The sequence below is a fragment of the Bacillus sp. SRL543 genome (assembly GCF_984799205.1).
In genome coordinates, this window is record NZ_OZ481794.1 from 1,397,688 (window position 1) to 1,413,168 (window position 15,481).

The 15,481-nt window shown below is 47.6% G+C and carries 15 protein-coding genes; 13 read left to right on the forward strand and 2 right to left on the reverse strand.

Annotated elements, in window-relative coordinates; genetic code table 11:
* Positions 1-121: 121 nt before the first annotated feature.
* Entirely contained in the window at positions 122-694 is a 573-nt protein-coding gene (locus AC4E8B_RS07190; RefSeq protein WP_490217901.1) for a TetR/AcrR family transcriptional regulator, read from the forward strand.
* A gap of 78 nt (positions 695-772) precedes the next feature.
* Positions 773-2,932, forward strand: a complete 2,160-nt coding sequence (locus AC4E8B_RS07195) for a YhgE/Pip family protein (RefSeq protein WP_490217902.1) — start codon at positions 773-775, stop codon at positions 2,930-2,932.
* A gap of 66 nt (positions 2,933-2,998) precedes the next feature.
* On the opposite strand, the gene yhfH is transcribed toward AC4E8B_RS07195, so the two are convergent.
* Positions 2,999-3,121 (reverse strand): protein YhfH, encoded by a 123-nt coding sequence (gene yhfH / locus AC4E8B_RS07200; protein WP_490217903.1) that lies wholly within the window; start codon positions 3,119-3,121, stop codon positions 2,999-3,001.
* A gap of 161 nt (positions 3,122-3,282) precedes the next feature.
* On the opposite strand from yhfH, the gene AC4E8B_RS07205 reads away from it, so the two are divergent.
* From AC4E8B_RS07205 to AC4E8B_RS07235, 7 genes are all read left to right on the forward strand, one after another.
* Positions 3,283-4,017: an MBL fold metallo-hydrolase gene (locus AC4E8B_RS07205; protein WP_490217904.1), complete on the forward strand. Its 735-nt coding sequence runs from the start codon at positions 3,283-3,285 to the stop codon at positions 4,015-4,017.
* A gap of 17 nt (positions 4,018-4,034) precedes the next feature.
* Positions 4,035-5,027, forward strand: a complete 993-nt coding sequence (gene lplA, locus AC4E8B_RS07210; protein ID WP_490217905.1) for a lipoate--protein ligase — start codon at positions 4,035-4,037, stop codon at positions 5,025-5,027.
* A gap of 165 nt (positions 5,028-5,192) precedes the next feature.
* Entirely contained in the window at positions 5,193-6,749 is a 1,557-nt protein-coding gene (locus AC4E8B_RS07215) for a fatty acid--CoA ligase family protein (protein ID WP_490217906.1), read from the forward strand.
* 272 nt (positions 6,750-7,021) lie between these two features.
* Positions 7,022-7,798, forward strand: a complete 777-nt coding sequence (locus tag AC4E8B_RS07220; protein ID WP_490217907.1) for an enoyl-CoA hydratase-related protein — start codon at positions 7,022-7,024, stop codon at positions 7,796-7,798.
* A 189-nt stretch (positions 7,799-7,987) separates the two neighbouring features.
* Positions 7,988-8,980 carry an ABC transporter substrate-binding protein gene (locus tag AC4E8B_RS07225; RefSeq protein ID WP_490217908.1) on the forward strand — a complete coding sequence of 331 codons (993 nt, stop codon included), beginning with the start codon at positions 7,988-7,990 and terminating at the stop codon, positions 8,978-8,980.
* A gap of 36 nt (positions 8,981-9,016) precedes the next feature.
* Positions 9,017-10,045, forward strand: coding sequence for an ABC transporter permease (locus AC4E8B_RS07230; protein ID WP_490217909.1), 1,029 nt, complete (start codon positions 9,017-9,019; stop codon positions 10,043-10,045).
* Entirely contained in the window at positions 10,020-10,814 is a 795-nt protein-coding gene (locus AC4E8B_RS07235) for an ABC transporter ATP-binding protein (protein WP_490217910.1), read from the forward strand. Before AC4E8B_RS07230 ends, AC4E8B_RS07235 begins: the two co-directional genes overlap by 26 nt.
* Before the next feature lie 44 nt (positions 10,815-10,858).
* Here the strand turns inward: AC4E8B_RS07235 and AC4E8B_RS07240 are convergent, their stop codons facing one another.
* A complete protein-coding gene (locus AC4E8B_RS07240) occupies positions 10,859-11,410 on the reverse strand; it encodes a helix-turn-helix domain-containing protein (RefSeq protein ID WP_490217911.1) in 552 nt (183 codons plus the stop codon).
* Between the two features lie 119 nt (positions 11,411-11,529).
* Between AC4E8B_RS07240 and AC4E8B_RS07245 the strand changes: the two genes are divergently transcribed.
* The 4 genes from AC4E8B_RS07245 to AC4E8B_RS07260 all read left to right on the forward strand — a co-directional run bounded on the left by AC4E8B_RS07245 (position 11,530) and on the right by AC4E8B_RS07260 (position 15,105).
* Positions 11,530-12,258 (forward strand): AzlC family ABC transporter permease, encoded by a 729-nt coding sequence (locus AC4E8B_RS07245; RefSeq protein WP_490217912.1) that lies wholly within the window; start codon positions 11,530-11,532, stop codon positions 12,256-12,258.
* On the forward strand, positions 12,251-12,556 hold the full coding sequence (locus AC4E8B_RS07250) for an AzlD domain-containing protein (RefSeq protein WP_490217913.1): 306 nt from the start codon (positions 12,251-12,253) through the stop codon (positions 12,554-12,556). The genes AC4E8B_RS07245 and AC4E8B_RS07250 overlap by 8 nt, the downstream gene beginning before the upstream one ends.
* Positions 12,557-12,777: 221 nt before the next feature.
* A complete protein-coding gene (locus AC4E8B_RS07255; RefSeq protein ID WP_490217914.1) occupies positions 12,778-14,061 on the forward strand; it encodes a M48 family metallopeptidase in 1,284 nt (427 codons plus the stop codon).
* 114 nt (positions 14,062-14,175) lie between these two features.
* Positions 14,176-15,105 (forward strand): hypothetical protein, encoded by a 930-nt coding sequence (locus AC4E8B_RS07260; protein ID WP_490217915.1) that lies wholly within the window; start codon positions 14,176-14,178, stop codon positions 15,103-15,105.
* Positions 15,106-15,481: the final 376 nt, after the last annotated feature.

The window sequence follows — 15,481 nt, forward strand, 5'->3', positions numbered from 1 at the left end:
ATGTGATCCATAAATATTCTCCAGGAAGCATTGCAAGAGATGCATCCATGTGCTATTATTAATCTTGTTCAAATTGACCGAAATGTTCATTTAGTCATTTTTCGTGAATCGAGGTGTATAGATGGCTGTAGACCGGAAGCAATTAATCATTGAAGCTGCCAATAAATCGTTCTCTCTGTTCGGCTATAAAGCGACCACCATGGATCAGGTGGCCAAGATTGCGAATGTCGGCAAAGGGACGATCTACACGTTTTTTAAGAATAAAGAGGAATTATTCGATGAAATCATCACAACGCTCATCAAGGAAATGAAAATTGCAGCGGATGAATCTCTGGACTCTTCTTTATCTTTCCATGAGAATGTCCATCGCGCCTTATATGGGATCCTTGAGTTCAGGCTAAAGCATCAGCTGACCATTAAGCTTTTCCAGGAAGAAAAGGAAATGGGGACACCTGCAGTGATGGAGGTAATGGACAGGCTTGAAAACTCAATTCTTTCTTATATTAAAGAAAAAGTTGCTGAAGCTGTGAAAAAAGGCGAGATAGCAGATTGCGATCCAGAGCTTACTGCCTTTATCATGTTCAAGCTGTATATCGCCCTGATCTTTGACTGGGAAAAGCAGCATAAGCCTTTAGAGAAAGAGGAAATTGCCAAGCTGTTCGAACAATACCTGTTTAAAGGATTATCTATCTGATTTAAAGGGATAATCCTTGTTTTATGGACAAAATTGACCATTTGAACAAAACAGTCAATCATACAGGAGGAAATAAAAATGAAAAATAGACTATTCAGGAATGAGTTTTCAGCTATTTTCAAAAACAGAAAACTGCTGATTCCGATTATAGCTGTCCTGTTTATCCCCGTGCTATACAGCGGGATGTTCCTATGGGCATTCTGGGATCCTTATGATCATCTTTCCGATCTGCCAGTCGCAGTAGTCAATGAAGACAAAGGGGCAGAGTTTGAGGGGAAAGAACTGCAGCTCGGGGATGAACTGATATCCAATTTAAAAGAAAGTGCTGATTTTAATTTTAAGTTTGTTGGCAAAGAGGAAGGCTATAAAGATCTGGAGAAGGAGAAGTACTACATTCTTGTAGAGGTTCCTGAGGACTTTTCAGAAAATGCGACAACTCTTTTGGATGAAGATCCGAAAAAGCTGAATTTGATATATGTTCCAAATGAAAGCTATAACTTCCTTTCTTCACAGATCGGCGGTACAGCCATTGAAAAGATCAAGGCTTCTCTTTCTGAAAAAATTACTGAAACTTACGCTGAAACTATGTTTGATAAAATCGGCGACATGACAGACGGTTTGGTCCAGGCGAGCGATGGGGCAGGAAAGCTTGACGAAGGAGCCCGGGAGCTTAAGTCAGGTTCACAGGAGCTTAAGGATAAGCTCGGTGAACTGGCCGGCAAGTCTGTTGAATTTGATACTGGTGTCAGCCAGGTGAACAAAGGATCTGCAGATCTGGCTGCAGGAGCGAAGGACCTGGACTCCGGTCTTGGAAAGCTTCAAGCCGGTCATCAGAAATTGGAATCTGCGGCCAGTGAGCTTCAGGCGGGTAATCAGGAAGCCGCTGCTGGAGCTGCAAAGCTGAATGATGGAATCCAGCAGGTCCAGGAAAAAGTTCCTGCCCTTGTCCAGGGAGGAGAACTGCTTCAGGGCGGTGCTGCCTCACTTTCGGGTTCACTTGATCAATGGCAGACAGAAGCTGCTAAGGTCAGCGGGGGGATGTCCCAGCTTCAGCAAAAGCTTGGAGCAGTCCTGCAGCAGATGCCGGAGGATTCTCCTGAAAGACAAGAGCTGCAAGCTGCCTTGGGCCAGCTTGCAGCAGGTACATCACAGCTTGCAGAGTCTGCCGGCCAAATTTCCGGCGGAGCACAGCAGCTGTCAGACAAAATCGGCAGCCTATCGGAAGGGCAAAAGCAATTGCAGCAGGGAATTGATTCTCTTGCAGCAGGAAGCTCTTCACTTGCACAAGGTACAGCCAAGATTCAGGATGGCCAGCAGCAGTTTATCGCCGGCATGAATGAATACGGACAGCAATTTGCTTCAGCAAAAGCCGGATCAGCACAGCTGGCAGCAGGAAGCACAGAGCTTTCCGGCGGTCTCGGCAAGCTGGCTGATGGCTCGGGCGCCCTGAAAGACGGTGCAGGAAAGCTGTCTGAAGGAGCCGGCAAAGTGGCAGAAGGGAATTCAGCATTGTCCGAAGGCTCAGCTGAGCTTGCAGGCAAACTGAAGGACGGAGCTGAGGAAGCTTCATCTGTAAGTGCGGATGACAAAACCTACAGCATGATTGCCGAACCTGTCCAGGTGAAAAATGAAAAAATCAATGAAGTGCCTAACTATGGAACTGGCTTTACGCCATACTTCCTTTCATTGGGCTTGTTTGTCGGAGCGCTGCTTCTGTCCATCGTGTTCCCGCTCAGGGAGCCGGCATCGGTCCCTGGAAACGGCCTGAGCTGGTTTGCCGCCAAATTCGGCGTCCTTGCAGCAGCAGGCATCATCCAGGCGCTTATCGCTTCATGGATCCTGATTTCGGGACTGGGGCTTGAAGTGCAGAGCATCCCATTATTCCTTCTGTTTAATATTATTACAAGCCTGACCTTCATGGCGCTGATCCAATTCTTTGTCACAGCGCTTGGAGATCCGGGAAGATTTGTTGCCATTCTTATACTCATCCTGCAGCTGACAACCAGTGCAGGCACCTTCCCGCTTGAACTGATTCCGGGCTTCCTGCAGCACTTCAATGCCCTGCTGCCGATGACCTATTCAGTGGCAGGCCTGAAGGCTGTGGCATCGAGCGGCGACTTTGCCTTCATGTGGCATAATGCAGGCATCCTCCTTGGCTTTATGCTCGTATTCATTGCTGGCACGATCACTTATTTCACTATCATGCATAAAAGAAAGTACGCAGCAATCGCAGAATAATAGAGACAGAGAAAGACCCGGCCAGCGGCCGGGTCTTTTTCATAATTTTATAGTATTCCAGTCAGCTCAAGTCAAGCACTTATCACATTTGGTCCCATAGCATTCGTGCTGCTCATCAATGGAGCTGCCGCACTCCGAACATTGTTTTGCTGGCAAATTCCTGAAAAATTCCACGATATTTTCTAGCATTCTGTCAGCCTCCCGGGTTATGTGTTTGTGTTTCTGTATTTACATTGTATTATAACAGTATTTATTAGTCAACATCTGTATCAATACAATTTTAAAAAAATGAAAAAATAGGCATAATCGATTATAGTGATAATAGGGATTCGAAAAAAGGAGGACTTTGCATGAAACTGACTGTCATAGGACCGTGGGGAGGATATCCGAAGGCAAATGAAGCCAGTGCCGGCTATCTTCTCGAACATAATGGCTTCCGTCTGCTTGTGGACTGCGGCAGCGGAGTATTATCAAAAATGCAGCAGCTCATCCAGCCGGAGGAGCTTGATGCGGTCATCATCTCTCATTACCATCCTGACCACATTGCAGACATAGGAGTTCTGCAGCATGCCCGCCTGATTCAGGGCTTTCTCGGTAAAAAGATGGATACCCTGCCGATTTATGCGCACAGGGAAAACCCCCAGGAGTTTTCAAAGCTCAGCTATAAAAATATTACAGAGGGAAAAGAGTACAAGCCGGACACCGGATTGGCCCTCGGACCCTTTACGATCACCTTTTTAAAAACGGACCACCCGGCGCCTTGCTATGCGATGCGGTTTGAGGCAGAAGGCAAAGCAATGGTCTATACAGCCGATACATCGTATAAAGAAGAGCTGGCTATTTTTGCATCAGGTGCTTCCCTGCTTGTCAGCGAGTGCAATTTTTACGGAAATCAGAATGGGAAGAATGCAGGGCACATGAACAGCTATGATGCCGGGAGGCTTGCTGAGAAAGCGGGCGCCGAGCAGCTTGTCCTGACCCATCTCCCGCATTATGGCGAGCTTTCACAGCTGGCTGAGGAGTCGGCCAGGGAATACAGCGGCCGAGTCTCCCTGGCTGCATTCAATGATACCTACACTATCTAAAACAAAGGAGAATCATCATGCTATTTATCGACAACAAAGGGATTACAGACCCCCGCATAAACCTTGCCATTGAAGAGTATGCCTTGAAGAACCTGGACATTGACCAGGAAAGCTATCTGCTTTTTTACATAAACGAGCCTTCCATCATCATCGGCAAAAACCAGAACACTATCGAGGAAATCAATACTGAATATGTTGAGAAAAACGGCATTCATGTTGTCCGCCGCTTATCCGGAGGGGGAGCCGTCTACCACGATCATGGCAATCTTAATTTTTCATTCATTACCAAGGACGATGGCGACAGCTTTCATAACTTCAGGAAGTTCACAGAGCCTGTTGTCGGGGCCCTGAAGAAAATGGGAGTGGCAGCAGAGCTTAGCGGACGCAATGATCTTACAGCAGAAGGAAGAAAAATTTCCGGGAATGCCCAGTTCGCAACAAGGGGCAGGATGTTCAGCCACGGGACATTGCTGTTTGATTCTGAGATTGACAGTGTAGTATCAGCCCTTAAGGTCAGGAAGGATAAAATTGAATCAAAGGGCATCAAATCCATCCGCAGCCGTGTAGCGAATATTTCTGAATTCCTGGAAGAAAAGGTTTCCACAGAGCAGTTCAGAAGCACGCTCCTGAAAAACATCTTTGGGGATCTCGACGAAATTCCGGAGTATGTACTTACAGAAGAGGATTGGGAAAAGATACATCAGCTATCAAAAGAGCGCTACCGGAATTGGGACTGGAATTATGGGAAATCGCCGAAATTCAACCTTCAGCATTCGCATCGCTTCCCGGTCGGCCAAATCGATGTGCGGCTGGATGTTGATAAAGGGATCATCGGGAATTGCAAAATATTCGGCGACTTTTTCGGGGTCGGGGATGTTGCAGAAATTGAAGAGAAGCTTTCAGGCCTGCGCTATGAGAAGGCGGCAATCGAAGAAGCTCTTGCTGATGTCAACATTAAACACTATTTTGGAAATGTTACTAAAGAAGATTTTATTAATCTTGTTTACTAAACAGGAACCCGCTATTTCAGCGGGTTTTTTAATGCCGGACAACATTTATCTGCAAAATATTGGGTCATGTACTTGAATACATAAATTTCTTTCAATATAATATATTTAGAAAATTTTTTATTTTTTAGTGAATGACTATTCATTCATTTAGGAGGAGGGAAAGTTATGAACTTATCTTCACAGCTGCATAAAACGGCACAGAAGCTGGGTGAAAAGCCAGCCTATTATTTTATGGACAAGGAAAGCACTTATGCTGAACTTGATGCGGCAGTAACAAAATTTGCTTCCGGCCTGGAAAAACTGGGAATCCAAAAGGGAGACCATGTTGCATTGCTTCTCGGCAATTCTCCATACTTCATCATCAGTTTGTATGGAGCGATGCGCCTGGGAGCGACCGTAATTCCGATCAACCCGATCTATACGCCGGATGAAATCGGCTATATTGTCAAAAACGGTGATGTGAAGGCAATCATCAGCCTGGACTTGCTGGTTCCGATGGCAGAGAAAATGCATGGGGCGCTGCCGTCTGTTGAAAACTATATCATTTGTGAAACCCCGCAAGGCAAACAGGCTGATGCTGAAGTCTCAAACCTGAGTGTTTACCCTAAACTGAAATCGTTTACATCCGTGCTGGCTTCAGGCGATGCCGGCTTCCAGGGGCCGGAGCTGGAGGAAGAAGAAACAGCTATCATCCTCTATACATCAGGCACCACGGGCAAGCCAAAAGGCGCGATGCTCACGCATAAAAACCTTTACAGCAACGCAAAAGATGTAAGCGATTACTTGAAAATGAATGAGTCAGACAAGGTCATTACCTCGCTTCCGATGTTCCATGTCTTCTGCCTGACTGTTGTGCTTAACGCTCCGCTGATGAATGGAGCGACCATCCTGATCGATCCTAAATTCAGCCCGAAAGAAGTATTCAGGCTGGTAAAAGAGTATGAGGCAACTGTTTTTGCCGGTGTGCCGACCATGTACAATTTTCTGCTGCAATACAGCGATGGCAAGGCAGAAGATTTAAAGTCCCTTCGCCTCTGCATTTCCGGCGGTGCATCACTTCCGGTAGCTTTGCTTGAAAATTTCGAAAAGAAATTCAATGTCCTGATTTCTGAAGGCTATGGCCTGTCCGAGGCATCGCCGGTAACATGCTTCAACCCGCTTGACCGGCCGCGCAAGCCTGGCTCCATCGGGACATCCATCCTTAATGTTGAAAACAGAGTTGTCAACGAACTGGGCGATGAGGTGCCGCCTGGTGAAGTCGGCGAACTTGCTGTAAGAGGCCCGAATGTCATGAAAGGCTATTATAAAATGCCTGAAGAAACTGCTGCAACAATCAGGGATGGCTGGCTGTTTACAGGAGATCTTGCGAGGATGGATGAAGAAGGCTATTTCTATATTGTAGACAGGAAAAAGGAAATCATCATCGTCGGCGGCTATAATGTCTATCCAAGGGAAGTAGAAGAAGTGCTTTACAGCCATCCGGGCGTGGTCGAGGCGGCTGTCATCGGCGTGCCGGATCCGAATCAGGGAGAAGCGGTCAGGAGCTATGTTGTGCTGTCCGACCCTTCTCTCACCGAGGAAGATCTGATAGGCTACTGCACACAGCATCTTGCTAAATATAAGCTGCCGTCCTCGATTGAATTCCTGGACGAGCTGCCAAAGAATACGACAGGAAAGATACTGAGAAGAGCATTGAAAAAACAAGTTCTTCAAACAAAATAAGCTATTTTCATAGATTCAGCGGTGTTAAGGGGTATTGCGTGTTATTCTGCGATACTTGCACATACAGCTTAATTTTGTTTTCAAAACCAGGCCGGAGATCAGCACTTCTGCCTGGTTTTTGCTTTGAAAAGGGAAGTGACGGCTTGCTCAGCGCCTTATCGATCCTTTTTTTCCGTGGAGCTTGAGGAACGCTAAGCCTGCAAATTAAAAAGAAAGGGTTTTCATATCTGGAAAGCGAATATTGAGAGAGCCTTAAAAAGGAGTTGGAAAATATGAGCAGCATTGAATTGAAAGTGGAGAACCATGTGGCCGTCATTACCCTGAACCGTCCGGAAGCGCTGAACGCCTTTAATTATGAGACTCTTGAAGAGCTTCAGCGGACCGTGGAGGATATCAGGATCGATCCGGATGTCCGGGCTGTCATTTTTACGGGAGCCGGAGATAAAGCATTCAGTGTCGGGGCTGATCTGAAGGAAAGAAGAACACTTTCCCAGACGGACGTTAAAAGGAATGTATACAAAATCGGAGAGGTATTCTCATTGATTGATAATCTTCCGCAGCCTACGGTTGCAGCCATCAATGGATTTGCTTTTGGGGGCGGGATGGAGCTGGCCCTGTCCTGTGATTTCAGGCTGGCTGCCCAGGGAACGAAGATGGGATTGACTGAAACCAGCCTTGCCATCATCCCCGGAGCAGGCGGGACCCAGCGGCTTCCGAGGCTGATCGGGCAGGCAAAGGCACTTGAGCTGATCCTTACTGCCAGGAGGCTGTCATCTGAAGAAGCTTTGCAATACGGATTATTGACAAAAGCAGTCCCCCAGGACCAGCTTCTTGAAGAATGCCTGAAGCTCGCAGAAGAAATGCTGGCAAACGGGCCTGTCGCCCTTCAGCAGGCAAAGTTTGCTGTGAAGCAGGGAATGAACGCTGATCTGCAGACGGGTTTGCAGATTGAGAGAAAAGCCTATGAGGTGACTATTCCGACAGAAGACAGGCTGGAAGCCCTTCAGGCGTTCTCAGAAAAAAGGAAGCCTGAGTTCAAAGGCAGATAAGAAAAAACCCTGTGAATGGAAAGCCGTTCACAGGTTTTTTTTTGTTTTCATATTATTAATTTTCTAAAATATCAAAAAACATCTTGAATCCAGCATGGTTCACCTATATAATTTAGTGAATAAAAGCATAAAAGCATAAAAGTACGAAAGCGGCATACCGATTGATAGGACAAGAATGGGGGATTTTTCATGAATAAGAAAAAGTTTGGATTGGCGGCGGCAGGCCTGCTGGCAGCAGGATTGCTGTCAGGGTGCGGTACAAATGAAACCGAAGTAAAAACGGCGGCAGATGGGAAAAAAACGTATCAAATCGGCGTAACACAAATCGTGGAGCATCCTTCGCTTGATGCAGCCCTTGAGGGGTTCAAGAAGGCACTTGAAGATAAAGGGCTTGAGGTTGACTATGATGTCCAGATCGCCCAGGGCGACCAGAACAACAATCAGGCCATCGCCAACAACTTTGCCGGCGACGGTGTGGACCTTATCTTCGCCAATTCTACACCGAGCGCGTACGGGGCGCTCAATGCGACAAAAGATATCCCGATCGTTTTCACCTCTGTGACAGATCCTGTAGGAGCTGAGCTTGTGGCCTCGATGGAAGAGCCTGGGGAAAATATCACTGGCACAACCGATACACATCCGGATGCCATCCCGAATACGGTGAAATTCATGGCTGAGCAGATGGAAGGAAAAACAGTAGGAGTCATTTACAATTCAGGAGAGCAGAACTCAAATGCCCAGATTGAACTCGTCAAAAAAGCGATGGAAGGAACGAGTTTAAAGCTGGAAGAAGCCACGGTGTCAGCTTCCTCAGAGGTGAAGCAGGCAGCAGAATCCCTTGTAGGGAAGGCAGACATGATTTATATCATTACGGACAACACAGTTGTTTCCGCACTGGAGTCGGTCATCCAGACAGCCAATGACAATGATATCCCGCTGTTTGTCGGGGAACTGGACTCAGTAGAGCGCGGAGGGTTTGCTGCGTATGGGTTCGACTATGAAGATATCGGCTACGAGGCGGGGGAGATGGCGGCCAAAATCCTGGAAGGAGAGAAGAAGCCCTCAGAGCTGCCTGTACAGTATCCGCAAAACTTAAAACTTCTGATCAACAAGAAAGCTGCTGAAGAAATGAATATCGAGCAGAAAGAAGAATGGAACAGCTTGGCTGAATTTATTGAATAGAAAGATAGAATGCCCTCCCGGAGAAAGGAAGATTATATGTTCACAGCGATATTTGGATCAGTGGAGGCTGGTGCGGTCTATGCTTTGATGGCCCTTGGCGTGTACCTGTCATTCCGGGTGCTTGATTTCCCGGACCTGACAGTGGATGGGAGTTTTGTTACAGGTGCGGCTGTCGCTGCTTCAATGATTGTGGCAGGCGCAGATCCGTTCCTTGCTACCATAATGGCAATGATATGCGGCTTTGCTGCCGGGTGCCTGACAGGCCTGCTGCACACAAAAGGAAAAATAAACCCCCTTTTGTCCGGCATATTAATGATGATTGCCCTTTATTCCATCAACCTGAGGATAATGGGGAAATCGAATGTGCCCCTTCTTTCAGAGGAGACCGTGATTACAAAGCTGTCGGGCTTCTGGGAGTCCCTGCCGTTCGACAGCGGCATTGCATCGGTTTTGACAGGCATAGGACTCGGCGGAATGATTCCCAAAACATGGGGCATCCTGCTGGTCATGCTTGCCGTATCAATTGCCGTTAAGCTGCTGCTCGATGCTTTCCTGAAAACGGATATCGGGCTTGCCATCAGGGCAGTGGGCGATAATGAGACGATGGTGCGGAGTTTTTCAGCTGATACTGACACTTTGAAAATCCTGGGACTGGGGTTATCCAACGGACTTGTTGCATTTTCAGGAGCCCTTATTGCCCAGTATAACGGCTTCAGCGATGTCGGGATGGGGATCGGCATGATTATCATCGGCCTTGCCTCCGTCATCATCGGCGAGGCGGTCTTTGGGGCAAAAACGATCTTCAGGGCGACTTTAGCTGTTATTGGAGGAGCCATCCTTTATAGGATCATCGTGACACTTGCGCTCAGGGCCGATTTCCTTGAAACGGGCGATATGAAGCTCATTACGGCTGCGATCGTTGTCTGTGCGCTCATCATACCAAGGATGATTGAACGGCAGCGGGAGATCAGGCGCAGGAAAAAAAGGCGCTTTGGTGAAGAAGAACGGACAAAAATGATGGATGAAGGCGGTGGGCAGGTTGCTGCAGCTAAAACAGATTTATAAAGTGTTCAATGAAGCTACCCCTGATGAGAAAAAGGCTCTTCAGCATCTTAATCTATCCATGCAGCCAGGGGATTTTGTCACTGTCATCGGAAGCAATGGGGCAGGCAAGTCGACTCTAATGAACATCATATCAGGCCGCCTCTATCCTGATGAAGGGGAAGTGCTGATTGACGGAAAAAATGTTACGCAAATGAAAGAGCATAAAAGGTCGTGCCTGATCGGCAGGGTCTTCCAGGACCCGATGGCAGGGACTTCTCCCAATTTAACGATCGAAGAAAATTTAGCGATTGCTTACTCGCGGACAGGGGGGCGCGGACTCCGGATGGGAATGACCAAAAAACGGAAGGCCTTTTTCAAGGAGCAGCTCGAAATGCTCCATCTCGGGCTTGAAGACCGCCTTGAAGCGAAGGCAGGCCTTTTATCCGGAGGGGAAAGGCAGGCACTGTCATTATTGATGGCCACCTTCACAGAGCCGAAAATTCTGCTGCTTGATGAGCACACTGCAGCGCTGGATCCTGCCCGGGCTGCCCTTATCACTGAGCTGACCAGGAAAATTGTTGAATCATTCGGGCTGACAGCACTGATGGTTACCCATAATATGCAGCAGGCGATCGACCTTGGAAACAAGCTGATCATGATGGACAATGGGCAGATCATTTTTGAAGCAGGAGAAACGGAGAAGCAGGCTCTGACAGTTGAAAAGCTGCTCGGGGAATTCCAGCGCATCCGCGGCGAAAAAATGAACAGTGACCGGGCAGTCCTTGCCTGAAATAAAGGGTGCCCCATGATCTGCCATAGGGCACCTTTAATTTGCTATTCATAATACATGACCACCTGGCATTTAGCTGGTTCGTCCCCTGTATTCCTGTAGCTGTGTTTCTGGTCAGCGGTGAACCGGAGGGCGGATCCTTCTGTGATCCTGTATGGCCGGTCCCCGATGATAACCTCAATTTCACCGGTCATAATGGTGATATATTCTTCCACCCCTTCATTATGCTTATCAGAGATCTGCTTCCAGCCAGGGGCAATTTCCACAATGAACATCTCGAATTTTTTCCGCGGATCAAAGGGGAACAGCGGAAACACTTTATATTTCCCTTCATTTTCGCTGATTGGGCTGATCTGATTGGTGTCGGCAAAAGAAACCTCGGATGATTTTTCTGCCATAAGAGATGAAAAAGAGATCTGGAGGCCGCTGGCAATTTTCCATAATGTAGTGACCGTGGGGTTGGACTCTCCCCGTTCGATCTGTCCTAGCATTGCCTTGCTCACGCCGGTTGCCTCTGCCGCCATATCCAGGCTGAGCCCCCTGCTTCTCCGTATATTCCGTAAATTTTCCCCGATGTTTTTGTGAATATTCTCCATTTTTCCCTCCAAAGGAATTGTGTAATATAACGCACATATGTATAATATATCTCAAAAGCATAGTGGGGACACAATATTTTCCAAAAATATTTCCTATATACATAACGGCAGGTGAGGATATGGCAGAATTAGCAGCAGAAAGGCCAGCGGGGGAGTTCCGCAAAGGGATACAGGCAGGGGCAAGCATTGCAATTGGTTATTTTCCGATTGCCATAACATTCGGGCTTCTGGCGAAGACCTCAGGGCTTACGGCAGGGGAAACGGTACTGATGAGCCTTCTCGTCTTTGCCGGAGCTGCCCAGTATATCTCCTTGAGCCTCTTAACGCTTGGGACAGGGATATTTGAAATCATCCTTACCACTTTTATTGTCAACATCAGGCATTTTCTGATGTCAGCATCTCTTAATGAAAAGTGTGAAGACGAGCATACGGCAAATAAAATGCTGTTTGCTTTTGGCATTACAGATGAGACCTTTTCGGTCGCTTCCATGAAAAAAGAGAAAGTTGCTTCAGGATATATGTTCGGCCTTATCTTTGTGTCCTACTCAAGCTGGGTGATCAGTTCAGGCATCGGCCATCTGATTGGCGCACGTCTTCCGCAGACTCTTCAGGAAAGCATGTCTGTCGCTTTATATGCCATGTTTGCAGGACTGCTCGTGCCTTCCATGAAGGGGAGCGCAAAGGTTGTGTTCCTTGCTGTGCTGGCAGCAGGGTTCAATACCATTTTCACAATGGCAGAACTGCTGTCGACAGGATGGTCCATTGTCACAGCGACACTTTTATCAGCTGTGATCACAGAAGCTGTGGAAACTTTGAAAAAGAGAAAGGGAGATAAGCGGCATGAATAGCCAAATCATTATGATGATCATAGGGATGGCAGCCGTCACCTATATTCCGAGGATGCTTCCCTTCGTCCTGTTCAGGGGAAAGGAGCTGCCTGCATTCTGGCAGGGTGTTTTGAGAAATGTCCCTTATGCGACATTGGGAGCGCTTATCTTCCCGGGGGTCCTCTTCATCCAGGAAGACATCTGGTATGGCCTGCTCGGTGCAGCCGCAGCTTTCCTGGCTGCTTACCTCGGTGCAAACGTCATCGTTGTTGTTCTTGGTTCGATCGCTGTATTGTCGGTATACTCTTACTTTTTCTAGCATGATTGCCAGGCTCGGGCTGCTGAGCCTGGTTTTTCTATGATAATGGGCTTCTTGAAAGCAGATTGGGAGACTATATAAAAGAGGCTCATCCATTTTAAGGTTCTAAAATGAACAAATGGTACTACACTGTAGGGAGAGGTTGTACAAAGAAAGCCCGTCCAGGCTGCCCGGCCATCCGGCAAGGAGGGCAGCTTTGAAAGAAGAAAGGGGGAATTGGAATGGCTCGGAAAATCGGCTTTTATACAGTCATCGGCTATTTTGTCTACGGGCTGTTTTTTTACTGGTATCTGTTTTATTTTGCGAATGCAAGCCTGCCTTTTGAGTATCAGGGCACACAGGCCGACCCGGAAGCTTTTTTGAACGGGCGCGAGCTTATGCTGAGCGAAGAGTATTCTAAAGTAAGGAACCTGCTGTTCTTTTTATCAACACCCTTTGAATGGGTGTTTTATGTGCTTGTCCTAGTGACAGGCTTGTCTTCGGCGATAAAGAATTGGGCTGGGAAATCGGTCCGGGCGAAGGCCCTGCAGACGGCCATCTATCTGCTGTGGCTTTCAGTCTTCGCGTTTGCCGCCACTTTTCCTTTAAGCTTTATCAGCTATTCGCTCTCCAAGAGCTATAATATCTCAACACAGTCTTTCGGTTCCTGGATGAAGGATGAACTGATTGATTTCTGGGTTAATTACGCAACGATGTTCATCCTGGTTGCAGTGCTTTACTGGCTGATGAAAAAAAGCGCTAAAAGGTGGTGGCTGTATGCATGGCTATTATCGGTGCCATTCACGCTTTTCATGATGTTCCTCCAGCCTGTTGTGATCGATCCGCTTTACAATGATTTTTATCCGCTGAAAAATAAAGAGCTGGAACAAAAGATCCTTCAATTGGCGAGTGAGGCTCATATCCCTGCGGAGCATGTGTTTGAAGTAAATATGGCGGAGAAGACCAACTCGCTTAATGCATATGTAACAGGCATAGGTGCAAATTCACGGATCGTATTATGGGATACCACACTCAGCCGGCTGAGTGATGACCAGATTCTGTTCATTATGGCGCATGAAATGGCACACTATGTAGAGAAGCATATATACATAGGGATTGCGGGATATTTAGTGCTCTCATTGATCGGACTGTATCTCATATCGAAGCTGATGAATCTGGTGATTGCAAGATGGGGGAGAGCATTTAAGGTACAGGAGGTTTCCGACATCCGCTCACTCCCGCTGTTCCTTGCGCTCCTTTCGGTACTGCTGTTTGCCGCCAGTCCGGTTACCAACCTTGTCTCAAGATATCAGGAAATGAGGGCTGACCGGTATGCCATTGAAATGACCGATGATCCGGAAGCGGCAATAGGGACATTCCAGGAGTTGACAAAGGCTGGCCTGAGCCAGGTAAAGCCGCCGCTGCTTGTGAAAATTTTCCGGTACGGGCATCCGACCATGCTGGAGCGGATCTCCACGCTCGAAGAGTATGAAATGAATAAACGAACCGGATCCGGCAGCAAATAGCAGCGGAGAAGGAGAGGGGCTTCCGGCGTCGGCTGGAGCCTCTTTTGTTTAATGAATCTTTTTCACAGCTTATTTCGTATGATAACTATACAACTGAAAAAGGGGACCTTAAATATGAATTTGGATCAGAGCATTGCTGAAGCAAGGCAGCGGGAGCAGCTGTACGAAAAGTATAAAAGGCGCCTTGATGTACTGAAGGCTGAAAGAGATCAGGAAAAGGCTTCATCAGAGAGGCTGAAGACCACTTGGGAAAAGGAGCTGAAGGAAGCGGATAAGCTCGAAGGCCCTTCGTTGTCAGGCTTCTTCCTGATGCTCAGCGGAAAAAAGGAAGAAAGACTGCAAAAAGAAAAAGAGGAAGCCTACAAAGCAAGGCTGCTGTATGATGAGTCCCTGAAAAAGCTGAATGATCTTGAAGCTGACATCAGCACATACAGGGAAAGAGCTGCTGTGCTGGAAACGGCTGGGGCAGACTACAAAGAGCTGCTGATGGAAAAAGAGCGTCTGATCCTCAAGGAAGGCGGGGCTGTCAGCGACATGCTTTTTCACTTATCAGACCAGCTGGAGGAAAGGAAAGCGATGCTTCAGGAAATACATGAAGCTGAAAGTGCATTGGCGGAGTCTAGGGAAGCCTTGCGTAAAGCTGATGGCGAGCTTTCAAGCGCGAAGAATTGGGGTTTCCTCGATCTTGCCGGTGGGGACTTCCTCTCGACCATGGCGAAAAGATCACATATGGACAAGGCGAAAGAGTCTTTGCATGACGCGCAGCACAACCTGAAAAAGCTGCAGAAGGAGCTTGATGACCTTGGCCGCTCCATTTCTGCCGAGCTTGAGGTGGGAAGCTTTTTGGGCATTGCCGATCTTTTCTTTGATAATATCTTTTCCGATTGGATGGTTCAGGAGAAAATCAATGCCTCTGCTGATAAAGTGAAGGAATGCCTGAATGTGCTTGAGGACCTCGAAATCGAGCTCAGAACGGAGAAAGATGCAGCTGAACAGGAGATTGAAAGCTTAAAAGAGAAGAGGATTGAGTATTTGGGGCAGTGAACGGTCCATGTTTATAAAAGCAGACCCTCCGGCCGGGGCCGGAGGGTTCTTATGCTTGAAACTGCAGTATGCGGGTCATACAGGCGCTGCCACAGGACGTGGCGTTCTTAGACCGCGTTCCTTTATTGTGCAAGCGCCCTCCGCTTTTCTATTGTCCAGCTCCGGCTCCTAGGTGCTCGAGTCATAAGCCACTCCAGGATTAAAGGCATAGACCGCCTTTTATCCTGAAGCGTCTTATGCTTGTCGCACCTGAACAGTCGCCTCCGCTTTTCTAATTGTCCAGCTCCGGGCGCTAGCCCCTCGAGTCATAAGCCACTTTGGAACCGAAGGCAAAGAACGCCTTCAATTCCAAAGCGTCTTATGCTTGTCGGGGCTG

Coding starts and splice junctions, on each gene's coding strand:
- AC4E8B_RS07240 (WP_490217911.1), bottom strand. CDS start 11,410: ATGGAGAATATTCACAAAAACATCGGGGAAAATTTACGGAATATACGG.
- AC4E8B_RS07220 (WP_490217907.1), top strand. CDS start 7,022: ATGAGCAGCATTGAATTGAAAGTGGAGAACCATGTGGCCGTCATTACC.
- AC4E8B_RS07260 (WP_490217915.1), top strand. CDS start 14,176: ATGAATTTGGATCAGAGCATTGCTGAAGCAAGGCAGCGGGAGCAGCTG.
- AC4E8B_RS07245 (WP_490217912.1), top strand. CDS start 11,530: ATGGCAGAATTAGCAGCAGAAAGGCCAGCGGGGGAGTTCCGCAAAGGG.
- AC4E8B_RS07190 (WP_490217901.1), top strand. CDS start 122: ATGGCTGTAGACCGGAAGCAATTAATCATTGAAGCTGCCAATAAATCG.
- AC4E8B_RS07225 (WP_490217908.1), top strand. CDS start 7,988: ATGAATAAGAAAAAGTTTGGATTGGCGGCGGCAGGCCTGCTGGCAGCA.
- lplA (WP_490217905.1), top strand. CDS start 4,035: ATGCTATTTATCGACAACAAAGGGATTACAGACCCCCGCATAAACCTT.
- AC4E8B_RS07250 (WP_490217913.1), top strand. CDS start 12,251: ATGAATAGCCAAATCATTATGATGATCATAGGGATGGCAGCCGTCACC.
- yhfH (WP_490217903.1), bottom strand. CDS start 3,121: ATGCTAGAAAATATCGTGGAATTTTTCAGGAATTTGCCAGCAAAACAA.
- AC4E8B_RS07230 (WP_490217909.1), top strand. CDS start 9,017: ATGTTCACAGCGATATTTGGATCAGTGGAGGCTGGTGCGGTCTATGCT.
- AC4E8B_RS07215 (WP_490217906.1), top strand. CDS start 5,193: ATGAACTTATCTTCACAGCTGCATAAAACGGCACAGAAGCTGGGTGAA.
- AC4E8B_RS07195 (WP_490217902.1), top strand. CDS start 773: ATGAAAAATAGACTATTCAGGAATGAGTTTTCAGCTATTTTCAAAAAC.
- AC4E8B_RS07205 (WP_490217904.1), top strand. CDS start 3,283: ATGAAACTGACTGTCATAGGACCGTGGGGAGGATATCCGAAGGCAAAT.
- AC4E8B_RS07255 (WP_490217914.1), top strand. CDS start 12,778: ATGGCTCGGAAAATCGGCTTTTATACAGTCATCGGCTATTTTGTCTAC.